Origin of the sequence: Microbacterium sufflavum, from assembly GCF_023101165.1 — a bacterium.
GTDB classification, from domain to species: Bacteria; Actinomycetota; Actinomycetes; order Actinomycetales; family Microbacteriaceae; genus Microbacterium; species Microbacterium sufflavum.
Map to the genome: position 1 here is coordinate 654,158 of NZ_CP078076.1, position 20,854 is coordinate 675,011.

Below are 20,854 nucleotides of genomic sequence, written 5' to 3' on the forward strand. Positions count from 1 at the left end.
TCAGCGCGGTGCCATGCGGATGGCGCCGTCGAGGCGGATGGTCTCGCCGTTGAGGTAGCCGTTCTCGACGATCTGCTGCGCGAGGGCGGCGTACTCGTCCGGTCGGCCGAGGCGGGCGGGGAACGGCACCTGCTGGCCGAGCGAGTCCTGCGCCTCCTGCGGCAGCCCCATCAGCATCGGGGTCTCCATGATGCCGGGGGCGATGGTGCACACGCGGATGCCGTGTCGGGCGAGTTCGCGTGCGATCGGGAGGGTCATGGCGTGCACGCCGCCCTTCGACGCGGAGTACGCGGGCTGCCCGATCTGACCGTCGAACGCCGCGACGCTGGCTGTGTTGACGATGACGCCGCGCTCCTCGTCGTGCAGTTCGTTCTTCGCGATCACGGCCGCGGCCTGCGAGATGACGTTGAAGGTGCCGACGAGGTTGATGCGCACGATCCGCTCGAAGTCGGCGAGCACCGCGGGGTTGCCCTCGCGATCGAGCACCTTGGCGGGCGGGGCGATACCGGCGCAGTTGATCACCACGCGCAGCGGGGCGGCGGCCTGTGCGGCGGCGACCGCGGCCGCGACCTCGTCGACGCTCGTGACGTCGGCGGGCACGAAGATCCCGCCCAGCTCCTCCGCGATCTCGGCACCGGCCGAGGAGGGGAGGTCGATGATCGTGACGTGGGCTCCGGCCGCCGCGAGGCGACGCGCGGTGGCGAGCCCGAGGCCCGACGCCCCTCCGGTGACGAGGGCGCCCTGTCCGCTGATCTGCATGTGAGGTTCTCCTTCGAACGTCGTGCGACATGCCTGAAACGCAGTCCCAGCCTAGGTGGTTCCTGGTTCCAGGACGAACCCGGGCCGCGGTGGTGCCGGTGCGACCGGGCGTGAGGGGACGGCGTCGAGGCGAGCCTACGACACCGCCCGTCCGGAGACGGCGTCCGCTCCTCGCGCGACCGGTCGGCCCTGAGCGTCCGCGCGTCCGGCAGGATGGGAGCATGACGATCCCCGCCGAGTCCGTCGTCGTCCCCGACCGGGTGCGCGAGCTGTCCCGCGGAGCAGACCTCGTCTGCGTCTGGCGGAACGACGACGGCGGTCTCACGTTCCGCGCGACCGGCGTCGGCGAGCCGTTCTACATCAAGTGGGGTCCGCGCAACCTCGAGTCCACGCTGCGCGACGAGGCCGAGCGAATGCGCTGGGCCGCGCGGTGGATCAGCGCGCCGACCGTGCTGGACAGCGGCGAGGACGAGACGCACGAGTGGCTGGTGACGGCGGCCCTCGACGGCCTGAGCGCCGTGGATCCCCGGTGGACGGCCGAGCCCGCGACCGCGGTGCGCGCGGTGGGCGAGGCGCTGCGGGCGCTGCACGACGCGCTGCCCGTGGCCGAGTGCCCGTGGGAGTGGAGCGTGCCGTCGCGCATCGCGAACGCGGAGCGCCGGGGCATCGTGGTGCCGGAGTCGCTGCGCACTCCGCCGCCGATCGACCGCGCGGTGGTGAGCCACGGCGACGCCTGCTGCCCGAACACCCTGATCGGCGCGGACGGGCGGTGGCTCGCGCACGTGGACCTCGCGCAGCTGGGCGTCGCCGACCGTTGGGCCGACATCGCCGTGGCCGCCATGAGCACCGGGTGGAACTACGGCCCGGGGTGGGAAGACGCCCTCGTCGAGGCGTACGGCCTCGAACCCGACCGGGAGCGGATGGCGTACTACCGCGACCTGTGGAACGCCACCTGACCCTCCCGGCCGGCGGCGCGCAGGTCGGGATGCGGCAACGAACTCTCGACATCTGATGTCTGATCTGGTGTCATGGGTGGGACGACCCCCCGATCAGGAGGCCTCATGCACCTCGATCCGTCGCCACCCGCTCCCGTCGCCGGGTTCGCCGAGACACTGCGGGAGGCCATCGCGGCCCGCGGCACGTCCCTCGCGCAGCTGAGCGATCGGCTCCGACGACACGGGAACCCCGTCTCGATCGCCACCCTCAGCTGCTGGCAGAACGGCACGCGGCAACCCGAGGGCGTCTGCTCGCTCGCGGCGGTCGAGGAGCTCGAGACGCTGCTCCTGCTCGACAGCGGCACCCTGCAGCGACGCATCGGACACAGCCGCCGCGCCGGACGTCCACCCAAGCCGCGGGCACCCTGCGAGGACTGGACGCGGGAGGGGCCGATCCTCGACACGTTCCGCGCGCTCGGCATCGACCCCGCGGCGTCGTTCAACACCCACTCCGTCCACGCGGTCTGCACCACCGACGCGCACGGCCTCGTCGACACCATCCACTACCGCGCGATCCTCCGGCCCCCCAGCGGACGGGCCGGCCTCATCCCGTACATCGACCTGCCCGGGGTGCCGACCGACGTGTGGCCCGAGCTGACCGCGGCGACCGGGTGCCGCGTGGTGCAGCGCCACGCGCACTCCTCCCGCATGGCGTTCGGCATGCTCCTCGCCGTCGACGATCCGCCCGAGCAGCGGCAGTCCGCGCTCATCGAGTTCACTCTGCACTACCCGCTCCCCTACCCGCGCGACCGGCTCGTGACCTACGCGAGCATGTACCGCACGCCCGAGCTGCTCCTGCACGTGGACTTCGCGCGGTCGCCGTCGCCCACCTGGATCGAAGAGGTCACGATGGTCGGCGGCGAGGAGGAGATCGTGCCGCTGCCTCCCGCGAACCGCACGGCCACCACCGTGCGCTCGGGGTTCGCGCCGGGGCTGATCGCGCTCCGCTGGGGGTACGGCTCCCGCGAAGACGGCGCCGACCCGCTGCCCCTGTGACGGGCGGCGGGTCGGCGTCGGGTCCAGGCGCTCAGGCCTCCGGGTGGGCGTCGCTGGGCAGGCTGCCGTCCGCTGGCCGGCGGTCCCACGACGGACGGCGCACCGCGTAGAACACCAGGGGCGGAGCACCCAGCACCACGATCACCGCCCCCACGATCCACGGGTAGGCCGCGGGCGGGAACGCGGTGAAGCCGTCCGGCGGGATGAACGCGAGGAGGAACGCGGCCAAGCAGGCGACGAAGCCCACCCCGGCGACCAGCGGCAGCCCCTTCACCCGGTACGCGCGCTTCACGTCCGGCGCCTTCCGCCGCAGCACGAGGGCCGAGGCGAACATCAGCATGTACATGACGAGGTACAGCGCGGCGGCCATGTCGATCAGCGCGACGAAGGCCGCGCTGACGTTCGGCACGATGATGAAGATCGCCGCGAGCACCGTCACGATCGTGCCCTGCAGCATCAGGATGCCCGACTGCACCCCCGCCTTGTTCCTCTTCTGCAGCAGCGGCGGCAGCAGCCCCGTCTCCGCCGCGGCCAGCACGCCCTTCGACGGGCCGGCGACCCAGGTCACGACCGAGGCGAGGGCGCCCGCGGCGATCAGGGCCGACACCACCGCGGTGGCCCAGCCCATGCTCCAGTGGTCGAAGTACTCCCCGAACGCGAGCATGATGCCGTTCGTGAGACCGAGCTCCTTCGGCGGCACCGCGACCGCGATCGCGAGGGTCGGCAGGATGAACACGAGCAGGATGAGCGCCGCCGCGAGGAACACCGAGCGGGGGTAGCCGCGGCCGGGATCCTTCATCTGGTTCACGTGCACCGCGTTCACCTCCATACCGGCGTAGGCCAGCACGTTCGACACGATCAGCACGATCGAGGCGAGCCCCGTGAACGGCGGGATCATCGCCGACGCCTCGAGGGGGACCTGGCTCTTCTCGCCGCTGAACACCCAGACCGCGCCGAACACGATCAGCAGCACGGCGGGCAGCAGCGTGCCGAGGATGCCGCCCCACGAGCCGAGCTTGGCGAACAGGTCGCCGCCGCGGAGGGTGACCAGCGTCGCACCCCAGTAGCAGACGATGATCACGACCGCGGTGAAGAAGCCCGAGCTCGACAGCGACGGATCCAGGAAGACGAACGCGAGCGCGCCCGCCACGAAGGCGAGCTGGGTGGGGAACCACACCACGTTCTGGATCCACTGGAGCCACACCGCGGTGAACCCCCAGCGGTTGCCGAGGGCTTCGCGCACCCAGACGTAGACGCCGCCCTTCCACCCGGTCGCCAGCTCGGCCGCCACCAGCGCCGTGGGCACCAGGAACAGGATCGCCGGGATGAGGTAGAGCATGATGCTCCCGAGGCCGTAGACCGCCATCGCCGGCAGGGAGCGCAGGCTCGCCACCACGACGAGCGTCAGCAGGGCGAGCTGCCCCACCCCCAGCACGGCCACCGCGGGCCGGGAGACGCGGGTCGACGGGGTGACGGCGGGACGGGGGGCGTGTTCGGCACCGTGTGCAGACATGACCCGCGCCTCAGTGGTGGAACGCCGAGTCGGGGTGGTCGCCCGGCATCGGCGCGGTGAGGGCATCGAGGTGCGCGACCTCGGCGGTGATCGCGTCGAGCAGTTCGGCGGCCAGGTCCATGCTGAGGCCGTTGCGCACCACGATGCGCTGGACCGTGAGCTCCTCCAGGTCGGCGGGCATCGGGTAGGCGGGCACGAGCCAGCCGCGCATGCGCAACCGATCCTGCAGGTCGTACAGGGTCCAGTTGTCGGTATGCCCCTGCTTCAACCGCCACGCGAACACGGGGATGTCGCTGCCGTCGTTCCACAGCTCGAACGCGTCGAGCTTCGCGATGCCCGCCGACAGGAACTTCGCCACGTCCTGCGACGCCTGCTGCACCGCCCGGTACCCCTCGAAGCCGAGGCGGAGGAACAGGTAGTACTGCAGCAGCACCTGTGCGCCGGGGCGCGAGAAGTTCAGTGCGAACGTGGGCATCTCCCCGCCGAGGTAGCTGACCTGGAACACGAGGTCCTCCGGCAGCCACTGGGCGTCGCGCCACACGACCCACCCGAGTCCGGGGTACACGAGCCCGTACTTGTGGCCGGAGGTGCTGATGGAGTGCACCCGCTCCAGGCGGAAGTCCCACTCCAGGTCGGGCTGCAGGAACGGGGCGATCATCGCCCCGGAGGCGCCGTCCACGTGGATCGGGATGTCGAGCCCCGTGTTCTTCTGGATCTCGTCGAGCGCCGCCGCGATCTGCGCGACCGGCTCGTACATGCCGGTGTAGGTGACGCCCATGATCGCCACGACCCCGATCGTGTTCTCGTCGACGTACTTCTCCAGCTCGTGCCCGTCGAGCGTCTTGTGCTCCTCGCTGATCGGCACGAAGCGCGGCTCCACGTCGAAGTAGTTGCAGAACTTCTCCCAGCACACCTGCACGGCGCTCGACATCACGAGGTTCGGCGAGGAGGCGTCCTTCCCCGCGGCGCGACGCGCCTGCTGCCAGCGGCGCTTGAACGCGAGCCCGCCGAGCATGCACGCCTCGGACGAGCCGATGGTGGACGTGCCGATGCTGCGGGCGGCATCCGGCGCATGCCAGAGGTTCGCGAGCATGTGCCAGCAGTTGTCCTCGATCGCGGCGGTCTGCGGATACTCGTCCTTGTCGATCATGTTCTTGTCGAACGAGGCCATGTACACCTGCTTGGCCTCGTCGTCCATCCAGGTGCTCACGAACGTCGCGAGGTTCAGACGGGCGTTGCCGTCGAGGATGGTCTCGTCCTCGACGATCTGTTTCGCGGTCGACGGGAGCGACTCGGCGTCGGGGATCACGTGTCGCGGTGCGACCGTGGCCTCCCCCGGCCGGGTGAAGATCGGCTGACCGTCGGTGGGTGCAGTGCTCATGTGCGGAGTCCTTTCGGCTGAGTCGGCTTCTCACTCCGTTCGTCACGCTAGCCACGGCGCGTTGACGTATCTCCCGCCCCTCGCGTAAACGGGATGAGGCTCAGGCGCCGGGACCGAGGATGAAGTTCCAGGCTCCGGTGAGCACGGCCGCCGCGACCGCGATGCCGGAGATGGCCGCGCCGACCGCGAGCAGCAGCCACTCCGCCGCCCCGAACCGCGACTCGCGCGCCCACGTGCGGCGCCCCGGCGCTCCGAACCCTCGCGCTTCCATGGCCGTGGCGAGCTTGGCACCGCGGCGGATCGACAGCACCAGCAGCGCGAACGCCATCCCGAAGAAGCGGCGCAGGCGCCCGCGGTCGGCCACCCCGCGTGCGCGCCGCGCCAGTTCGAGCGCCCGCCAGTCGTCGAGGAACAGTCCGACCATGCGCAGGCCCGCGAGCGCACCCAGCACGAACCGGGCGGGGAGGCGGAGGATCTGCCCGAGCCCGTCGGCGAGGTCGGTGGGGTCGACGGTCACGAACAGCACCACCGACGGCAGGGCGATCGCGAGCACGCGCAGCATCGTCGCCACGGCGAGGGCGAGCGAGCCCTCGCTGATGTGCAGCACGAACCAGTCCACGTACACGGTGCCGGAGGTCTCGCCGTACAGCGCGATCGTGAGCCCGGTGAGCGGCGCCGCGAGCCACACCGGCCACGTGCGCACCCAGAACTCCCGCCAGCCGATGCCCGCGAACAGGAACAGCACGAACTCGAGCGCCAGGGCCACCGCGGCCGAGACCGGGTCGAGCGTGAGGATGAGCGGCACGGCGATCAGCGCGCTCACGCCGAGCTTGGCGACCGGGTTGATGCGGGCCACCGCGCCCGTGCGGGCCTTCGCGTCGAGCAGGGTCACGGCAGGCCGCCCAGGTCGAACCGGGTGGCGTGGAGGGCTCTGGCCACGTCGAGGTCGTGCGTGATCGCGACCACGGCCGACCCCTCGTCGCGCAAGGCCGCGAGCAGCGCGACCAGTTCCGCCCACGTACGCGCGTCCTGCCCGAACGTGGGCTCGTCCAGCACGAGCACCCGGGGGCGTGTGGCGATCGCGGCCGCGACCGTGAGGCGGCGCTTCTCCCCGCCGGAGAGCGTGTACGGGTTCGCGGCCGCGAGACGGTCGAGGCGCAGGCGGGAGAGGAGCTCGTCGGTGCGCGCGGCGATCTCGTCCTCGGGGAGGCCGAGCGCGCGGGGGCCGACGGCGAGCTCGTCGCGCACGGTCGTGGCGAGCAGCTGATGCTCCGGCTCCTGGAACACCATGCCGACGCGGGTGAGCAGGTCGCGCGAGCTCCACCGGATGGGCGCGGGGTCGGCGCCGTCCGCGAGTTCGGGCGCGGCGACCACTGCTCCCCCCGCGGGCGGAAGGAGTCCCGCGAGCGTGAGGCCGAGCGTCGACTTGCCGGCGCCGTTGGGCCCGGTGACCGCGACGGCCTCTCCCGCGTGCACGTCGAGGTCGATGCCCGTGGCGACCGCGCGACCCTTCACCCGGGCGACCGCGAGCCCGCGCGCCGAGAGCAGCACCTCGCGGGGGGCCGTGCCCGGCGGCGGCGGGAAAGCGGGCGGATGCCCGGGCACCCACACCCCGTCGTCGGCGAGCCGCTGCCCCTGCGCCCCGAGCACCTCGTGCGGAGGGCCGTCGGCGACCACGCCGCCCTCGCCGATCACGATCACGCGGGTCATGAGAGGCAGCCACACGTCGAGCCGGTGCTCCACGACCACGAGCGTGGCGGGGTGGGTGTCGAGCAGGCGCGACACCGCGTCGCGCACCTCCGCCACCCCGTGCGGGTCGAGGTTCGCGGTGGGCTCGTCGAGCAGCAGCAGTCCGGGGCGCATGGCGAGGAGTCCCGCGAGCGCGAGGCGCTGCTTCTGCCCGCCCGACAGCGCCTTGGTCGGGTGGTCGAGCGGCACGTCGAGCCCCACGGCCTCCAGGGCGGCGGTGACGCGCGGCCAGATCTCGGCGCGCGGGATGCCCAGGTTCTCGCAGCCGAAGGCGACGTCGTCGCCCACGCGTGCCAGGATCACCTGCGAGTCGGGGTCTTGCAGCACCAGTCCCGCGCGACCCCGGGTGGCGGTCGCCGCGGCGCCGTCGACGAGCAGCCGGCCCCCGCTCTCGCCCTCCTCCTCGCCGCCGAGCACACCGGCGAGCCCGTGCAGCAGCGTCGACTTGCCCGCGCCGGACGCGCCGAGCACGAGCACGCGCTCGCCCGGCTCGATGCGGAACGACACGTCGCGCAGGGCCCAGGCGAGGCGACTCGCGTGACGCCACCCCCACCCTCGGGCCTCGACGGCGGCGGGGGTGGCCTGCTCGGCCCCCATCAGACGCGGACGCGCGCCTCGCGGCCGGAGCCGAACCGGTCGAGCGCGCCGGTCGCCGCGATGCCCCTGGCCAGAACCCACGACAGTGCCCCCGCGATCACCGCGCCGGAGACGACGGTGCTGAGCAGGTAGATCGTCGTGAACGCCGGGCCGGATCCGGCGTACCAGAGCACGAGGTTGTTGATGCCGCCCGCGAGCGCGGCGCCCGCACCGGCGAGGATCGCGACGGGCAGCGACCAGCGACGGTAGAAGAACAGCAGGAAGACGAGCTCGGCGCCGAGCCCCTGCACGAGCCCGGCCTCCAGGGTGAGGAAGCCGCCCCACTGGTTGCCGATGAGCGCCGAGACGACGGCGGCGAGCAGCTCGACGTAGATCGCGGCTCCTGCCTTGCGGATGATGAGTCCGCCGAGCACGCCCGCGAACAGCCAGGGGCCGTCGAGCAGGCCCTGCAGCCCCGGGAGCAGCGGTTCGAGGAGGGCCTTGGGGCCGAGGTAGCCGACGTTCCAGGCGAGGAAGATCAGGCCGGCGGCGACACCGAGGACACTGGCGACGACGATGTCGACGATGCGCCAGCGCAGGTAGCTGCGCGGCGCGGCCGCCGTCGAGGTCTTCGCGGATGCGGACGTGGACGTGGACGTACTCATAGGAACTCCTCCCTGCGCTGGCATGACCCAGATCAGGTTCGACGGTCGAAGCGCGATTCGCTCCCTCTCAGCCCGGCTCGCCGGACTCCCGTGGTTGTGCTGACGATCCTACCCGGTCCGCCGGTTGGCGCGTCGCCGCCCCGGCGCGGCCGATTCCCGGCCGGATTCGGTACCGTAAGCGGGTGACCGCATCCGATCCCGCCGGCGAGGCGACGGGCATCGGCGGCAACGGCCCCGCTCCGACTGCTGCCCCCTCCGACGACGCCCCCACGTCCGCGCTGCGCTCGCGGGCGCGGGCGACCACCACCCCACCGACCGGGAGCGACGACGCGGGCGACGACGACGCGCGACCCCCGGCGCGGGTTCCCGCCGCCTCCGCCGTGCCGACCTCCGGTCTCGGCGCGCTGTTCGGCGACCGTGCGCGCACCGCGACCGATAACTCCGCGAACGGCGCCGCCACCGGAGGCGACGCGGGCGACGACGACGCGCGACCCCCGGCCGACGCCTCCCCCTCCTCTGATCCCGCGATCGCGTCCGTCGCGTCGGCCCCGCCCGCCGCGGACTCCGCCTCCTCGGCCGACGCCGCCACCGGAGGCGACGCGGACGGGAGCACCGACCGCCCCGCGGCCGACGCCTCCCCCTCCGCTGATCCCGCGATCCCGTCCGTCGCGTCGGCCCCGCCCGCCGCGGACTCCGCCTCCTCGACGATCACGGCACCGACGCCGCCGCAGACCAAGCCGCCGTTCCGCGCGAGGGTCTCGGAGCCGGCTCCCCCGGCCGAAGACGACGATGCAGCGGTCGCCCTCCTGTCCGGCACGGCCGCGCAGTGGGCGGACGACGCGACCCCGGCGACCGCGCTGACCTGGGTGGATCCCGCCGATGTCGCGGCCCACGCTCCCGCCGTCTCGCTGGACGCCGAGCCGGAGGCGCAGACCGCCGAGGGGCTGTTCCGCGGGGCCCGGCTGCGTCCGGCCATCGCGCGCCCCGGCCTGCTGGTGCCGTTGGGGGTGCTGGCCGGGCTCGTCCTGGCCTATTCGGGCACGACGCTGCTGTGGCCGCTACACGAGGTGCCCCCGGCGGTGGAGGCGGTGCAGTTCGAGACGACGCCCGCCACGGCCGCCGAGCTCACGTGGCCTGCGGAGGGCAGCGCGGCCGTGGGGGTCGCCGGCATGACCACGTCGGCGTCGATCCCGGATGCGGTGAGCATCGCGAGCATCACGAAGGTCGTCAGCAGCCTGATGGTGCTGGATCGGATGCCGCTGGCGCCGGGTGAGCAGGGACCGGAGTTCCGTTTCACCCGCGGCGACAGCGTGCGCTACTGGGACTATCGACGCCAGGATCAGTCGGCGCTCGACGTCCCGGTCAACGGTGTGCTCACGGAGTATCAGCTGTTGCAGGGCACGCTGCTCGGCTCGGCGAACAACTACATCGATCGGCTGGCCTCGGAGATCTGGGGGTCGAACTCCGAGTTCGCCAGGGCGGCCGAGGAGTGGCTGAGCGAGCGTGGTCTGACCGGGATCACTGTGGTGACGCCGTCGGGTTTCGATGAGCGCAACGTCGCGACGCCGGAGGCGCTGATCGCGCTGGGCGAGCTGGCGATGCGCAACCCGGTGTTCGCGGAGATCGTCGGCACCGCCTCGGTCGAGCTTCCCGGCGCGGGGACGGTCGTGAACACCAACGGCATGCTGGCCGATCCGGGCGTCGTCGGCATCAAGACCGGGACCCTGGTCGGGTGGAACCTCCTCACCGCGAAGGATGTGGAGGTGGGCGACACGACCGTGCGGCTGTTCGCGGCAGTGCTGGATCAGGCCGACGACGAGTCGCGGCTTGCGGCCACCCGCGCGCTGTTCAGTCAGGCGGAGGCGGAGCTGCAGACGGAGGACCCGGCCGTCGCCGCGGGCACGGTGGTCGGTCGCGTCACCACGATGTGGGGCGAGGAGGTGGACGTGGTCACCGCGGAGGACGCGGACGTCGTGCTGTGGAACGGTGCCGCCGCGACCGCGACCGCCGCGTTCGACCTGGGCGAGCGACGAGAGGCCGACGACCGCGTGGGCACGCTGACCACCACCGGGCCGCTCGACACGGAGGACACGGCCCTCGTGCTGCGCGAAGACGTGGAGGGCCCCAGTCCCTGGTGGCGCCTGACGCACCCGCTCGATCTGCTGGGCATCACCGTCCACACCGACTGAGCCAGGCGCCGCGGTTCACCGGCCGCGCTGACGACGACGCCCCGCTCCGAGGATCCGGAGCGGGGCGTCGTGTCGGTGGTGCGGGACCGCCGAGGCGTCAGGCGCGGGGGTCCGCGCCCTCGGCGCCGTCATCGAGCAGCGCTCGTGCGGCCGCGGCCTCCGCGGCCGGGACGTTCGCTCCGACCGAGGCTCCGGCGATCGCGTCGTCGGCCTGCTCCCGTGCCGTCTCGTCGGCGGCCTCCCCCGTGACGACCACGGGCGTGGAGCCCGTGAGGGCCTCCTCCGCGTCGAGGTCGGTCGCGGCCTGCTCGAACTGCGACTGGTACAGCCGCCAGTAGGCGCCCTGCGCGGCGATGAGCTCGTCGTGCGTGCCCTTCTCCACGATGTCGCCGTGCTCCATCACGAGGATGAGGTCGGCGTCGCGGATGGTGGACAGGCGGTGCGCGATCACGAACGACGTGCGCCCCTGGCGGAGCGCGGCCATCGCGTGCTGCAGCAGCAGCTCGGTGCGGGTGTCGACGGCCGAGGTGGCCTCATCCAGGATGAGGATCGACGGCTGGGCGACGAACGCGCGCGCGATCGTGATCAGCTGCCGCTCACCGGCCGACACGTTGGACGCATCCTCGTCGAGCACGGTGTCGTAGCCCTCGGGGAGGGCGTGCACGAACCGGTCGACGTACGTGGCCTTGGCGGCGGTGAGCACTTCCTCGTCGGTCGCGGTCGAGCGACCGTAGCGGATGTTCTCGCGGATGCTCCCGGCGAACAGCCACGGGTCCTGCAGCACCATGCCGGTGCGCGAGCGCAGGTCGTCGCGCGTGATCTGCGAGATGTCCTGACCGTCGAGCGTGATGCGCCCGCCGCTGAGCTCGTAGAACCGCATGATCAGGTTGACCAGCGTGGTCTTGCCCGCGCCGGTCGGCCCGACGATCGCGACCGTCTGGCCCGGCTCCACCCGGAACGACAGGTCGGTGATCAGCGGTCGCTCCGGCGTGTAGGAGAAGGACACGTTCTCGAACTCGATCACGCCCTTGCCGTCGCCGAGCCGCGGGGCGTCGGCCTCGTCGGGCTCCTGCTCGTCGGCGTCGAGCAGGTCGAACACCCGCTCGGCCGACGCCGTGCCGGACTGCACGACCGCGGCCATGCCGCCCAGCTCCGACAGCGGCTGCGTGAACTGCTGCGAGTACTGGATGAACGCCTGCACGTCGCCGAGGCGCAGCTGACCGTTCGCGACCATGAGGCCGCCGAGCACCGCGATGCCGACGTAGGTGAGGCTGCCGACGAAGGTCATGGCCGGCATGATGATGCCCGACAGGAACTGCGCCTTGAAGCTCGCCTGGAACAGCTCCTCGTTCTCGGCCTTGAACTTGTCGAGCGCGTCCTGCTCCCGACCGAACACCTTCACGAGCGCGTGCCCGGAGAAGGCCTCCTCGACGCGGGCGTTGAGGCGGCCGACCTTGCGCCACTGGGTGCCGAAGGCCTTCTGCGAGCGCGGGCCGATGACGCCGAAGATCACGCCCATGAGCGGCAGCGCGACCAGGGCCACCAGTGCCAGCTGCCACGAGATCGAGAACATCATCACCAGCACGCCGACCACGGTGAGCACGGCGGTCAGGGCCCCGGAGAGGGACTGCTGCATCGTCTGGGTGATGTTGTCGATGTCGTTCGTGACGCGGGAGATCAGCTCGCCGCGCTGCACCCTGTCGAAGTACGACAGCGGCAGCCGGTTGATCTTCGCCTCGACGGCCTCGCGGAGGCGCCACATGGTGCGCACCATGATGACGTTGATCACGTATCCCTGCAGCCAGCTCAGGAACGCGGCCACCACGTAGATCGCGAGGACGGCGGCGATGACCCAGCGCAGCGCATCGAAGTCGATCCCGTCGCCGACCCGGAAGTCGCCGAGGGCGCCGACCTGGTTGGCGAAGTCGTCCTGCCCCGCTCCGCGCAGCGCATCGACCACCACGTCCTGCGACGTTCCGGAGGGGAAGCCGGGGAAGTCGCCGTTCGGCTGGCCGAGCTGGATGGAGATGAAGCCGCGGTAGACGATGTTGGTCGCCTCGGCCAGGACCTTGGGAGCTGCGACCGTCAGCACGACGCCCAGGGCTCCGAGGATCGACACGAACACGAACCACACGGCCGAGGGCTTGAGCAGTCCGATCATGCGGGCGAAGCTCGGGCCGAAGTTGTCGGCCTTGCCCGGCGCGACGCTGTCCCAGCCGCCGCCGTTCTGCCGTGCCTGCTCCGCGAGCTCGGCCTCGTACTGCTCTTCCGGCGTGAGCTCGCGCTCCTCGGTCTGCGCCGGGGCCTTCCCCCGCCCGCGCTTCGGTGCGGCGCTGCGCTTGTCGTCCTGCGCGCTCATGCGTCCACCCCCAGCTGCGACTCGACGATCTCTCGATAGGTGCCGCTGGTCTCCAGCAGCTCCTCGTGCGTGCCGACGCCCACCATCGTGCCGCCCTCGAGCACCACGATGCGGTCGGCGTCGGTGATGGTGGAGACACGCTGGGCGACCACGATCTTCGTGACGTGCGGCAGCTCGCGCCACAGCGCCTGCCGCAGTCGCGCGTCCGTGGTCAGGTCGAGCGCCGAGAAGGAGTCGTCGAACACGAGCACCTTCGGCTGGTGCACGATGGCCCGCGCGATCGCGAGGCGCTGGCGCTGGCCGCCCGACACGTTCGTGCCGCCCTGGGCGATGCGGGACTCGAGCCCGTCGGGCATCTCCTCCACGAAGTCACGCCCCTGGGCGATCTCGAGCGCGTGCCACAGCTCCTCATCGGTCGCGTCCTCCCGGCCGTAGCGCAGGTTCGACGCGACGGTGCCGGTGAAGAGGAACGGACGCTGCGGCACCAGACCGATGCTGTCCCACAGCGCCTCCACGTCGGCTTCGCGCACGTCGGTGCCGCCCACGTGCACCGAGCCGCTCGAGACGTCGAACAGACGCGGGATGAGAGAGACCAGCGTGGTCTTGCCCGCGCCCGTGGAACCCACGATCGCGACCGTCTCACCCGGCTGCGCCGCGAAGCTGATGCCGGTCAGCACCGGCGCGTCGGCGCCCGGGTAGGTGAAGGCGACGTCGTCGAACGCGACCGCACCCGGCGTCGGGAACTCGGTGACGCCGTTCGCGGGGCGCGTCATGGTCGACTCGGTGTTGAGCACCTCGCCGATGCGCTCGGCCGAGACGGCGGCGCGCGGGATCATCATCGCCATGAAGCTGGCCATGATGACGCCGCCCATGATCTGGCCGATGTACTGCATGAAGGCGAACAGCGTGCCCACCTGCACGGTGCCGTTGTTGACCTCGATGCCGCCGAACCAGATCACGGCGACCACGGTCACGTTGAGGATGAGCATGAACAGCGGGAACAGCAGCACGAACAGCGAGCCGACCTTGCGGCCGACGACCATGATGTCGGTGTTGGCTCCGCGGAAGCGCTCCTCTTCGATGCGCTCGCGCACGAACGCGCGGACGACGCGCACGCCGGTGAGCTGCTCGCGCATGATGCGGTTGACGTTGTCGAGCTTGCCCTGGTAGCTGCGGAACAGCGGCACCATGCGGCCGATCACGAGCGCCGCCAGGAGCAGGAGCACGGGGACCGACACGGCGATGAGCCAGCTGAGCCCGGCGTTGGTCTGCACGGCGAAGATGATGCCGCCGATCGCGAGCAGCGGCGCGGTGACGAGCATGGTCGCGCCCATCATCGCCAGCATCTGCACCTGCTGCACGTCGTTGGTGTTGCGTGTGATGAGTGAGCCGGCGCCGAACTGCGACACCTCGCGCTCGGAGAAGCCGCTGACCTTGCCGAACACGTCGGCACGGATGTCGCGACCCGCGCCCATCGCCGCGCGCGCGGCGAAGAAGGTCGCGATCACGGAGGCGACGATCTGGCCCAGGGAGACCGCGAGCATGAACAGACCGGTGCGCCAGATGTAGGCGGTGTCGCCCTGCGCGACGCCCTTGTCGATGATGTCGGCGTTGAGGCGGGGCAGGTAGAGGGTGGCAGCCGCGCTGGCGAACTGGAAGACCAGCACGGCCACGAGGAGCCACTTATATCGGGACAGATAGCGGAGGAGGATTTTTCCCAGCACAGGCGGACTTTCTAGGAAGGAGGAGGCGGCGGATCTCCCGGCAGACGGATGCCGACCGACGACCGGCCATAGGACAGCGTGCCACGAAGCGGGGACATTCGTATCCCCCTGGGGGCGGACCTTCGCTCACAGCGAACCGCATCCCGTGCGATCAGCACTTTTCTGCACGGTGACGAAGAAGGGCCCGCCGGAAGCCTGCCCGATCGCCGCCCGCGTCAGCGAGCGGACTGACCCTCAGAACAGCGGCGGCTGCGGCGTGTAGTCGCGGGCCGGCGCACCCGCGTCCGCCGGCAGCTCGGCGAGGGTCGCCGGCTGCCACTTCGGGTTGCGGTCCTTGTCGACCAGCTGCGCGCGGATGCCCTCCACGAGGTCCGGGTGCTCGTTGACGAACCACAGCACCCGTCGGTACTCCCCCTCGAGCGCGGCGCGCAGTCCCGGCAGCTCCCGCGCCTCACGCACGGCGTCGAGCGTCACGACCAGCCCGGTCGGCGCGAGCCCCTCGAGGAGATCGGCCACGGCTGCGGCCTCTGTCGTGCCCTGCGCGTGCAGCCGCTCCAAAATCTCGGGCACGGTCGGCGCGGAGAACGCCTCGTCGATCCAGGGGCGCGATGCCGGGAGCGTCGACGGCTCCGGCGTCTCGTCGAACAGCAGCACGATCTCGCTGGGGCTCGTCGGGTCGGCGCGGTGCGCGAGCGCGTCGCGCAGGGCGTCGAGGCGGTCGGAGGGCACCACGTGGTCGGCGAACCCGAGGTACACCGCGTCGGCGGCGCTCATGGTCGCCCCGGTCAGCCCGAAGTACTCGCCGAACCGTCCCGGCGCCCGCCCGAGCAGCCACGTGCCACCGACGTCGGGAGTGAAGCCGATGCGGGTCTCCGGCATCGCGAGCTTCGACCGCTCGGTGACGATCCGGATGGCCGCGTGCCCGGCGAGCCCGATGCCGCCGCCCATCGTGATGCCGTCGGCCAGCGCCACGACCGGCTTGGGGTACTCGGCGATCATCGCGTTCATCGCGTACTCGGCGCGGAAGAACTCGGCCGACCGCTCGGGGTGACCGGACACGATCTGCTCGTGCAGGCGGCGCACATCGCCGCCCGCGCACATGCCGCGCTCGCCCTCGCCGTCGATCAGCACGATCTGCACGTCGGAGTCGTCACGCCACGCCACCAGCGCCCGGGTGATCTCGGCGATCATGTCCTCGTCGAGCGCGTTGATCGCCTCGGGGCGATTGAGGGTGAGCCGTCCGAGCGCTCCTTCCGTGCGGACGAGGACACGGGGGGCGGCAGAGGTATCGGTCACGGGTGCCAGGCTACCTTCTCACCAGGGGTGGAATTCCGCACGGAATGCGGGTTCCGGGGCGGTTTTCCGGCAGGATAGGGGGAACTGTTCATCGCGACGAGAGGTGCCGGATGCCTGAAGGACAGGTGCTCGAGTTCACGAATGTGACGAAGCGCTTCAACGAGGTGACCGCCGTCTCGGACTTCTCCGCCCGCGTCGAGCCCGGGGCCGTGACCGCCTTCCTCGGTCCCAACGGCGCCGGAAAGACCACGACTCTCCGCATCCTGCTCGGTCAGGTGCGTGCCACGTCGGGAACCGCCACGATCGGCGGCGTCGCGTATCCGGAGCTGCGCCAGCCGCTGCGCACGATCGGCTCCGTGCTGGAGGAGACGGTCTACCGCCCTCGCCGCACGGCCAGCCGGCAGCTGACCATCGCCGCGAAGGCCAACGGCATCCGCCTGTCCCGCGTCGACGAGGTCCTGTCGCTCGTGGGCCTGGAGAGCGAGGCCGATTCCCGCATCGGCGGCTTCTCCCTCGGCATGCGGCAGCGGCTGAGCGTCGCGCACGCGCTGCTCGGCGACCCCGGTGCCCTGGTCTTCGACGAGCCGGCGAACGGCCTCGACCCGGAGGGCATCCGCTGGATGCGTCTGCTCATGCGCCGTCTCGCGGACGAGGGGCGCACGGTCCTGGTGTCGTCGCACGTGCTCAGCGAGATCGAGCAGGTGGCCGACCACGTGCTGGTGCTGTCGAAGGGACGGCTGGTGCTGTCCAGCGGCATCGAGACCCTGGCCGACCCGGCCGGCGGGTCTGTCATCGTGGATTCCGTGGATCGTCCCGGCCTCACGACGGCGCTGGTGGCGGCGGGCTTCGACATCGAGGTGCTGCGCTCCGGGCTGACCGTGCGCGGAGCCGACGCGAGCACGGTGGGTGCCGTGGCCGCTGAGGCCGGCATCGCCCTCAGCACCCTCGTGCAGCGCGGGCCCACGCTGGAAGACGTCTTCATCGATCTGATGCGCGGTGGTCGCTTCGGCACAGCGGCGGACACGACCGCGGCCACTGCGGGCGGGGCGGCGCCGGGCGAGACGGCAGCGACCGATACGGACGATGAGGCGAGCGATTCCTCCGCCGACGTGGCGACAGCGGGCGCCGGTGCGGCCGCATCGGCTCTGGCTGCCGGGGGTGCGGCCGCTCTCGCGGACGACCTCACCACCGAGACCGTGCCCGAGCCGACGGACGCCACGGCGGAAGACGACGACGTGGACGAACAGTCGACCGACGTGGAGCCCGCGTCGGAGGACCTCGCCGCCGCCGACACGGAGGACTCCGACGTGATCGAGACCGTGGCGGAGGTCACGGCGATCACCGGCCCGGTCGCGGTCGTCCCGGTGGAAGAAGACGTGCGTCCCGTGACGATGGAGGACGCGGCGCGGATCGGCGATGGCGATTCCCTGTCCGAGTCGCACGCGGAGACGGCGACCTCGTTCGATGAGATCCTGTTCGGCGGCACCGCGCCGGTCCAGGAGGAGGAGCCGACCGAGCGGCCCACGCGACGCAGCCTCGCGCAGCTGTTCGCGACGACGCCGGAGTCCGCCGACGACGACCACAGCGCGTCCCCGGAGCATGTGTCGAGCGACGAGCAGGACTCCGAGGGTGATGTCCCGACCGGGTCGGACGACGCGGAGTCAACGGGCGGTTCGGCGTGGAGCACCAATTCCGCACCGACCGAGGAGGGGGCGGACGAGGCCCCGGAGAACGGAACCGAGGCAGACGAGACTCCGGAGAACGCAACCGGGGCAGACGGAACTCCGGTAGACGAGCCCGCGGACCACGAGCCCCTCGCCGACGATCAGGAGTCCGCGCTGGATTCCGTCGATGACGCCCACGACAGCGAGAGCTCGGCGGATGAGGCGCCGGCGGACGACACCGGGGTCGCGTCCGACGAGCCCGCCGCAGATCCGGTTCCGGCGGACGACGAGCCGGTGAGCACCGCCGATGACGAGTCCATCGAGGAAGACCCCGCGGGCATCGAGTTCTTCGCCGAGCTGGACGACGCCGAGGAGGCGGACGAGACCGACGAGGCCGACCACGGCGACCACGGCGAACGCGATGCCGAGGAGGCGCCGCTCGAGGCGGTCGGCACGGACGGAGCCGAAACCCCGGACGAGGACGAAGACCCCCGCGCGGCCGCCGTCAGCTCCCTGCTCTCCGCCGCCGCACGCGCGTACTACGAGGACGAGCCGCGGGACTACCCGCTGAGCACCGCCGACAGCGTGCCCGCGACCGGCGCGCCGGGAGAGCCGCACGACGCCGGGGCCCACTGGAGCGTCGCGACCACCGGCGTGATCGACACGGTCCCGCTGGCGCGCGACACCGCGACCGATGGTCAGGACGACCACAGCACCGCCGACGCGCACCACCAGCCCGACGACGGTGTCGCCGAGATGCAGGACGGCGAGGGGCACGAGAGCGAGGGGCACGCGGTGCCCGCGCACGACGACGAGCACGACGGCCAGCACAGCGGCGAGAACAGCGGCGAGCACAGCGGCGATCACGACGGCGAGCACAGCGACGAGCACAGCGACGACGACCGTGACCGCGAGGGCCACGGACTCGACGACGGGCAGAGCGAAGGCCCCGGTCACGACGACGGGCAGAGCGACGCGCACGATCACGACGGGCACGATCGCGAGCAGCACACCGACGGCGACGAGCACCGCGGCTGAGCCCGAGACACGAGACGCCCTCCCGGCTGCGGCCGGGAGGGCGTCTGTCGTTCGTGGAGCTGCTAGGCCGGCCGCGGGCGGATGACCGGACGACGGCTGCCCTTCGACACGGGCGTCGGTGCGGTGGCGACGATCTCCTCGACGCTCGCCGGCTCGTCCGACACCTCGAGCCGCAGCGCCTGCGTGAGTGCGAGGCCGTGCCGCGTGGTGAGGATCAGCCGGTTGTACTGCGGATCGCCCTCGAGGTCGATCACGACGCTCGGGCGACGCCGCCGGATGAGCACGAAGTCGAGGGTTCCGGCGGCCTTCCAACTGCCGGCGGCGAGCACGGTCGGAATGTGGGTCCCGGGGTTCGGCACACCGCGGAGCCAGGTCCAGGCGTCGTCGGTCAGCTGCACCTTGGTGATGGTGTCGCGCGGGATCCGCACGTTCTCACGGTGGAAGGTGGCGGCACGTTCGATGGGCGAGAGCACGACTTCGAGTTGCGTCTGGTCCAGCAGCAACGTCACCATGCCCCTTAGTCTGCCAGCGCGGCGCTCCCGGTTGGCTGGAAGTTGCTCACAGGAAAGCAACGATCCGTTGTGGGCACGGATACATCAGGGCCGGGCGTCTGCCGCGGCCCTGGCCGCGAACGCCAGCGCCGCCTCGATGCGCTGCAACTCGTCCTCACCGTGCGCAGCCGTGAGGAACCACGCCTCGAAGACGCTCGGCGGAAGCGCGACACCGTGCTCGCGCATGGCGTGGAAGAACGCCGAGTAACGGAACGACTGCTGCGCCTGCGCCTCGGCGTAGTCGCGCGGGATCGAGGCGCGGAACGACGCGCTGAACAGGTTGCCGGCCGACGCCACCGCGTGCGTCACGCCCGCGTCGCTGAGGGCGGTGTCGAGCGCGGTCGCCACCCGGGTCGCCGCGGCGTCGACCGTGGCGTAGACCTCGGGCGTCGCGAGGCGCAGCGTGGCGAGACCCGCGGCGACCGACAGCGGGTTCCCCGACAGCGTGCCCGCCTGGTACACCGGGCCGAGCGGAGCCAGCAGGTCCATGACCTCGGCGCGACCGCCGAGCGCGGCCAGCGGCATGCCACCGCCCACGACCTTGCCGAACGTGATGATGTCGGGGAGGTAGTCCTCGCCCGCCGCGGCCTGCAGACCCCAGAACCCCGCGGGGTGCACGCGGAAGCCCGTCAGCACCTCGTCCAGGATCATGAGCGCGCCGTGAGCGTGTGCGGTGTCGGCGATCAGGCGGTTGAACCCGGGCCGCGGGGGGACCACCCCCATGTTCGCCGCGGACGCCTCGACGATCACGGCGGCGATGCGCTGGCCGTGCTCGGCGAACACCGCGTCGAGCGCCTCGGGGTCGTTGTAGCGGATGACGAGCGTCTGTGCGGCGATGGGTGCCGGCACCCCGGCGGATCCGGGCAGCGCGAGCGTGGCGACGCCCGACCCCGCCTCGGCCAGCAGCCCGTCGGAGTGGCCGTGGTAGTGCCCGGCGAACTTCACCAGCAGGTCGCGACCGGTCGCGCCACGGGCGAGTCGGATCGCGGTCATGGTCGCCTCGGTCCCCGTGGACACCAGGCGCACGCGCTCGATGGGTCGGATGTCGCCGAAACGCACCCGGTCGGCGATCAGCGCGGCCAGCTCGACCTCGCCCTCGGTCGGGGCACCGAACGACAGACCCCGCGCTGCGGCGTCCTGCACGGCGGCGACCACCTCGGGCTGCGCGTGGCCCAGCAGCGCCGGACCCCACGAGGCCACCAGGTCGACGTACTCTCGCCCGGCGGCGTCGGTGACGGTCGCTCCCTTCGCCGAAGCGAGGAACCGCGGCGTCCCGCCCACCGAGCCGTAGGCGCGCACCGGCGAGTTCACCCCACCCGGGATCACAGCGCGGGCAGCGGAGAACAGGTCGTCATTGCGGTCGGTCATGGCAGCTCCTCGGTGATGCGCGGAGCTCTCC

Annotated in this window: 15 protein-coding genes and 1 riboswitch; of the genes, 4 read left to right on the forward strand and 11 right to left on the reverse strand. The window is 71.8% G+C overall.

All coding sequences use genetic code 11. The features are described from left to right. Entirely contained in the window at nucleotides 1-759 is a 759-nt protein-coding gene (locus tag KV394_RS03365) for an SDR family NAD(P)-dependent oxidoreductase (RefSeq protein WP_136033355.1), read from the reverse strand. 221 nt (nucleotides 760-980) lie between these two features. On the opposite strand from KV394_RS03365, the gene KV394_RS03370 reads away from it, so the two are divergent. Both KV394_RS03370 and KV394_RS03375 read left to right on the forward strand, forming a co-directional pair. Next, the gene (locus KV394_RS03370) at nucleotides 981-1,715 is read left to right on the forward strand and encodes an aminoglycoside 3'-phosphotransferase (protein ID WP_206252509.1); all 735 of its coding nucleotides are present in this window, start codon (nucleotides 981-983) and stop codon (nucleotides 1,713-1,715) included. Nucleotides 1,716-1,820: 105 nt separating this feature from the next. Next, nucleotides 1,821-2,750 (forward strand): helix-turn-helix domain-containing protein, encoded by a 930-nt coding sequence (locus KV394_RS03375; protein WP_247982306.1) that lies wholly within the window; start codon nucleotides 1,821-1,823, stop codon nucleotides 2,748-2,750. A 31-nt stretch (nucleotides 2,751-2,781) separates the two neighbouring features. Here KV394_RS03375 and KV394_RS03380 read toward each other — a convergent pair whose 3' ends face one another. From KV394_RS03380 to KV394_RS03400, 5 genes are all read right to left on the reverse strand, one after another. Next, complete coding sequence (locus KV394_RS03380; RefSeq protein ID WP_206252507.1) at nucleotides 2,782-4,263, reverse strand: amino acid permease; 1,482 nt, start codon at nucleotides 4,261-4,263, stop codon at nucleotides 2,782-2,784. 10 nt (nucleotides 4,264-4,273) lie between these two features. Then, a complete protein-coding gene (locus tag KV394_RS03385; RefSeq protein ID WP_136033349.1) occupies nucleotides 4,274-5,644 on the reverse strand; it encodes a glutamate decarboxylase in 1,371 nt (456 codons plus the stop codon). Between the two features lie 100 nt (nucleotides 5,645-5,744). Next, a complete protein-coding gene (locus tag KV394_RS03390) occupies nucleotides 5,745-6,536 on the reverse strand; it encodes an energy-coupling factor transporter transmembrane component T family protein (protein ID WP_247982307.1) in 792 nt (263 codons plus the stop codon). After that, the gene (locus KV394_RS03395; RefSeq protein ID WP_247982308.1) at nucleotides 6,533-7,990 is read right to left on the reverse strand and encodes an ABC transporter ATP-binding protein; all 1,458 of its coding nucleotides are present in this window, start codon (nucleotides 7,988-7,990) and stop codon (nucleotides 6,533-6,535) included. Before KV394_RS03395 ends, KV394_RS03390 begins: the two co-directional genes overlap by 4 nt. Beyond that, the gene (locus tag KV394_RS03400) at nucleotides 7,990-8,634 is read right to left on the reverse strand and encodes an ECF transporter S component (protein ID WP_136033345.1); all 645 of its coding nucleotides are present in this window, start codon (nucleotides 8,632-8,634) and stop codon (nucleotides 7,990-7,992) included. Before KV394_RS03400 ends, KV394_RS03395 begins: the two co-directional genes overlap by 1 nt. Next, nucleotides 8,625-8,736, reverse strand: a riboswitch (TPP riboswitch). It overlaps the preceding gene by 10 nt. Before the next feature lie 80 nt (nucleotides 8,737-8,816). On the opposite strand from KV394_RS03400, the gene KV394_RS03405 reads away from it, so the two are divergent. Then, complete coding sequence (locus tag KV394_RS03405; RefSeq protein WP_247982309.1) at nucleotides 8,817-10,823, forward strand: D-alanyl-D-alanine carboxypeptidase; 2,007 nt, start codon at nucleotides 8,817-8,819, stop codon at nucleotides 10,821-10,823. Between the two features lie 97 nt (nucleotides 10,824-10,920). Here the strand turns inward: KV394_RS03405 and KV394_RS03410 are convergent, their stop codons facing one another. The 3 genes from KV394_RS03410 to KV394_RS03420 form a co-directional block, all read right to left on the reverse strand. Continuing rightward, nucleotides 10,921-13,182 carry an ABC transporter ATP-binding protein gene (locus KV394_RS03410; RefSeq protein ID WP_247982310.1) on the reverse strand — a complete coding sequence of 754 codons (2,262 nt, stop codon included), beginning with the start codon at nucleotides 13,180-13,182 and terminating at the stop codon, nucleotides 10,921-10,923. Next, nucleotides 13,179-14,906, reverse strand: a complete 1,728-nt coding sequence (locus KV394_RS03415) for an ABC transporter ATP-binding protein (RefSeq protein WP_136030718.1) — start codon at nucleotides 14,904-14,906, stop codon at nucleotides 13,179-13,181. The genes KV394_RS03410 and KV394_RS03415 overlap by 4 nt, the downstream gene beginning before the upstream one ends. Nucleotides 14,907-15,140: 234 nt before the next feature. Then, nucleotides 15,141-16,202: an enoyl-CoA hydratase/isomerase family protein gene (locus KV394_RS03420; RefSeq protein WP_247982311.1), complete on the reverse strand. Its 1,062-nt coding sequence runs from the start codon at nucleotides 16,200-16,202 to the stop codon at nucleotides 15,141-15,143. Between the two features lie 110 nt (nucleotides 16,203-16,312). Between KV394_RS03420 and KV394_RS03425 the strand changes: the two genes are divergently transcribed. Then, the gene (locus tag KV394_RS03425) at nucleotides 16,313-18,904 is read left to right on the forward strand and encodes an ATP-binding cassette domain-containing protein (RefSeq protein WP_247982312.1); all 2,592 of its coding nucleotides are present in this window, start codon (nucleotides 16,313-16,315) and stop codon (nucleotides 18,902-18,904) included. Nucleotides 18,905-18,966: 62 nt separating this feature from the next. Here the strand turns inward: KV394_RS03425 and KV394_RS03430 are convergent, their stop codons facing one another. Beyond that, nucleotides 18,967-19,416, reverse strand: a complete 450-nt coding sequence (locus KV394_RS03430; protein ID WP_136030722.1) for a hypothetical protein — start codon at nucleotides 19,414-19,416, stop codon at nucleotides 18,967-18,969. 84 nt (nucleotides 19,417-19,500) lie between these two features. Continuing rightward, nucleotides 19,501-20,823: a glutamate-1-semialdehyde 2,1-aminomutase gene (gene hemL, locus KV394_RS03435; RefSeq protein ID WP_136030724.1), complete on the reverse strand. Its 1,323-nt coding sequence runs from the start codon at nucleotides 20,821-20,823 to the stop codon at nucleotides 19,501-19,503. Nucleotides 20,824-20,854: the final 31 nt, after the last annotated feature.